This is a genomic window from Microbacterium sp. HMWF026 (assembly GCF_003061325.1).
In the GTDB taxonomy this organism is placed as follows: Bacteria; Actinomycetota; Actinomycetes; order Actinomycetales; family Microbacteriaceae; genus Microbacterium; species Microbacterium testaceum_E.
Genome location: NZ_QAJB01000463.1, coordinates 29,170 through 32,432, shown reverse-complemented (window position 1 = coordinate 32,432; position 3,263 = coordinate 29,170). Strand labels below are relative to the sequence as shown.

4 protein-coding genes are annotated in these 3,263 nt (G+C 73.2%); 3 read left to right on the top strand and 1 reads right to left on the bottom strand.

Annotated elements, in window-relative coordinates; translation table 11 throughout:
• Both DBR36_RS18715 and DBR36_RS16860 read left to right on the top strand, forming a co-directional pair.
• Window positions 1–701 (top strand): sensor histidine kinase KdpD (locus DBR36_RS18715; RefSeq protein ID WP_258222954.1); only part of this gene is annotated, 701 nt, incomplete at its 5' end.
• Window positions 698–1,369 carry a response regulator gene (locus DBR36_RS16860; protein WP_108320840.1) on the top strand — a complete coding sequence of 224 codons (672 nt, stop codon included), beginning with the start codon at window positions 698–700 and terminating at the stop codon, window positions 1,367–1,369. The genes DBR36_RS18715 and DBR36_RS16860, both read left to right, overlap by 4 nt.
• Before the next feature lie 394 nt (window positions 1,370–1,763).
• On the opposite strand, the gene DBR36_RS16855 is transcribed toward DBR36_RS16860, so the two are convergent.
• Window positions 1,764–2,240 (bottom strand): hypothetical protein, encoded by a 477-nt coding sequence (locus DBR36_RS16855; protein WP_108320839.1) that lies wholly within the window; start codon window positions 2,238–2,240, stop codon window positions 1,764–1,766.
• A 304-nt stretch (window positions 2,241–2,544) separates the two neighbouring features.
• Here DBR36_RS16855 and DBR36_RS18710 point away from each other — a divergent pair.
• Window positions 2,545–3,263: aminotransferase class V-fold PLP-dependent enzyme (locus DBR36_RS18710; RefSeq protein WP_258222958.1), on the top strand; the 719-nt coding region annotated here is incomplete at its 3' end.

Below are 3,263 nucleotides of genomic sequence, written 5' to 3'. Positions count from 1 at the left end.
GCAGCGCCCTGCTGTCGGCGGTGAGCCACGACCTGCGTCGCCCCCTCGCCGCGGCCGTCGCCTCGCTCGGCGGCCTGCGCGCCGCGGGCGACCAGCTGTCGGACGACGACCGCCGCGAACTGCTCGAGACCGCCGACGAGAGCCTCGCGACGCTGTCGGTGCTGGTCACCGATCTGCTCGACGTCAGCCGCGTGCAGGCGGGCGTGCTCGCCGTGTCGCTGACGGCGACCGATGCGGCGGGCGTCGTGCTGATGGCCCTCGACGAGCTCGATCTCGGTCCCGACGACGTCGAACTCGCCCTCGACCCCGACCTGCCCCTGCTGCGCGCCGACCCCGTGCTGCTGCAACGCGTGCTCGTCAACGTGCTCACGAACGCGCAGCGCTACACTCCCGACGGCGAGCGCGTCCGCATCGCGACGAGCCGCCTCGGCGGGACCGCCGAGATCCGCGTCATCGACCACGGCCCCGGCATCGCGGCCGACCGCCGCGAGGACATGTTCTCGCCGTTCCAACGTCTGGGCGACACCGACAACACGGCCGGACTCGGCCTGGGCCTCGCCCTCTCGCGCGGCTTCGCCGAGGGCATGGGCGGCACCCTCACCCCCGAAGACACCCCCGGCGGCGGCCTCACGATGGTGGTGGCGTTGCCCGTCGAGAAAGCGGATGCCACGGCATCCGGAACCCCCAGGAGCATCGCATGAAGATCCTCATCGCCGACGACGACCCGCAGTTGGTCCGGGCCCTGCGCATCACCCTCGCCGCGCACGGCTACGACGTCGTCGCCGCGGCCGACGGGGCCGCGGCCATCACGCTCGCCGCCCAGGCCCACCCCGATCTCGTCCTGCTGGACCTCGGGATGCCGCACCTCGACGGCGTGCAGGTCATCCAGGCGCTGCGCGGGTGGACGACCGCGCCGATCATCGTCGTCTCGGGCCGCACCGGCTCGGCCGACAAGGTCGAGGCCCTCGACGCGGGAGCCGACGACTACGTGACCAAGCCGTTCCAGATCGACGAGCTGCTCGCGCGCCTGCGCGTGCACGCGCGGCGCACGGTTCCCGCGAGCGGGGAGTCGACCGTGCGCTTCGGCGACGTCGAGGTCGACCTGGCGGCGAAGGCCGTACTGCGGGGCGGCGCGCGCGTGCACCTCACGCCGACGGAGTGGCGGATGCTGGAGTTCCTCGCGCGCAACCCGGGGTCGCTGGTCACCCGCCAGACGCTGCTGAAAGAGATCTGGGCGAGCGAGCAGGTCGCCGACTCGGGCTACCTGCGCTTGTACATGTCGCAGTTGCGCAAGAAGCTCGAAGCCGATCCCTCGGCGCCGGTGCACCTGCTGACCGAGCAGGGCATGGGGTACCGGCTGGTGGTGTGACGCGCCTTCGACGCGTCGAGGTGCCGGGCTCCGGAACATCCGGCCGGCGGGGCGGTGACGCGCCTTCGACGCATAGAGGTGCCGGGCTCCGGCACAGCCGGCCGGCGGAGCGGTGACGCGCCTTCGGAGCATTGAGGTGCCGGGCTCCGGAACATCCGGCGGGCGGAGCGGCGACGCGCCTTCGATGCATCGAGGTGCCGGGCTCCGGAAACATCCGGCGGGCGGAGGCGTAAGGCGCGGCGGCGACGCCGGATCGCGGCATCCACTCCGGAGCCCGGCACGTCGGTTCAGCGGGAGCCGGGCTCGCCCTCGACCTCGTCGTCGGCCGCGCAGGCCTCGAACTCCGCCTGTACGCGGGCGCAGCGGCAGGCATAGACGATCGAGTGCAGCAGCATCAGCGGACCTCGCCGACCGTGTGGCATCCGGGGCAGGGGACGGCGATCCGGTCGCCCACGCGCACGTCGCCGGGGAGCACCACCGTGCCGCACGGTTCCTCCCCATGTGCGTCGAGCACGGCGAAGGGCTCGTCGTACGCGTGCGACACCCGGCCGAGCAGCCGCGCCTCGCGCCAGATGACATCGAGTCCCGCGGCGCACGCGTCCAGGCGCACGGTGTCGGGGCCGGCATCCGTCACCGTGGCCACGATCACCGTCGTCGACAGGACGGGGGATGCCACCCCTCCCGACGCCGGGATCACCGCCGGCCCCGTGCACACGCAGGGCGTGCCGCAGATGTCGGCGAAACGACCGACCGACATCGCGCGCACGGTGACGTCGTCGAGCGTCGGCGCCGATCCGGCGGGCCACGCCGAGGCGTCGAACGGCGCCGGGATGCTGGCGCGCAGGGTGGGAAGCAGGGCCGTGAGGGTCATGGCATCCGGTCTACGCTCCGTGGTCGTGCGGTGCCGCGATCCTCACGCTTCGCGAACGGCCCGCGCTCGGATTCTCATCCTTCGCTCGCGCCCGGCGCCCGGCGCCCGGACGCGCGGCACGGACGCCGAGACTGCATCCGGCTGACAACTCGGTTGCAGAACGTCGCCGAGTTGTCAGCCCGGTGCAGTCTCGCGGCCCGATGGGTCCCAGCCGCCCGCGCACCGCGACCGCCCGCACGCCGCCCGCGACCGCCCGCACGCCGCGACCGGCGCCCGCGCACCCGCCGCCGCGTAGCCTAGAACAGTGACACTCCCCTTCGACGTCGCGGCCGTGCGCGCCGACTTCCCGATCCTCGAGACCGAGATCGACGGACATCCGTTGGTCTACCTCGATTCCGGGGCGACGAGTCAGAAGCCCCGCGCCGTCCTCGACGCCGAGCGCGGCTTTCTCGAGCGCGCGAACGCCGCCGTGCACCGCGGCGCTCACACCCTCGCCGCCGAGGCCACCGAGCTGTTCGAGGACGCCCGTGTCACGGTCGCCGAGTTCGTCGGCGCCGAGCCCGAGCAGCTCGTCTGGACGAGCGGGGCCACCGCGGGCCTCAACCTGGTCGCCGGCTCGCTGGGCTACGCCGGGCGCCTGCGCGAGGGCGACGAGATCGTCGTGACCGAGGCCGAGCATCACGCCAACCTCATCCCCTGGCAGGAACTCGCCGCCCGCACGGGTGCGCGCCTGCGCCACATCCCCGTGCTCGACGACGGCACGCTCGACATGCGCGCCGCGGCCGAGCTCATCGGCGAGCGCACGAAGGTCGTGGCGTTCCCGCACGTCTCGAACGTCCTCGGCATCGTCAACCCGGTCGCCAAGCTCGTCACGCTCGCTCGCGGCGCGGGTGCGCTGACGGTGCTCGACGCGTGCCAGTCGGCTCCGCACCTCGCGCTCGACCTTCCGGCATCCGGGGTCGATCTCGCCGTCTTCTCGGGGCACAAGGTCTACGGACCCTACGGGATCGGGGCGCTGTGGGG

What these genes read in the sequence shown, in the direction of transcription:
- DBR36_RS16860 (WP_108320840.1), top strand. Translation starts at nt 698, where the DNA reads ATGAAGATCCTCATCGCCGACGACGACCCGCAGTTGGTCCGGGCCCTG.
- DBR36_RS16855 (WP_108320839.1), bottom strand. Translation starts at nt 2,240, where the DNA reads ATGACCCTCACGGCCCTGCTTCCCACCCTGCGCGCCAGCATCCCGGCG.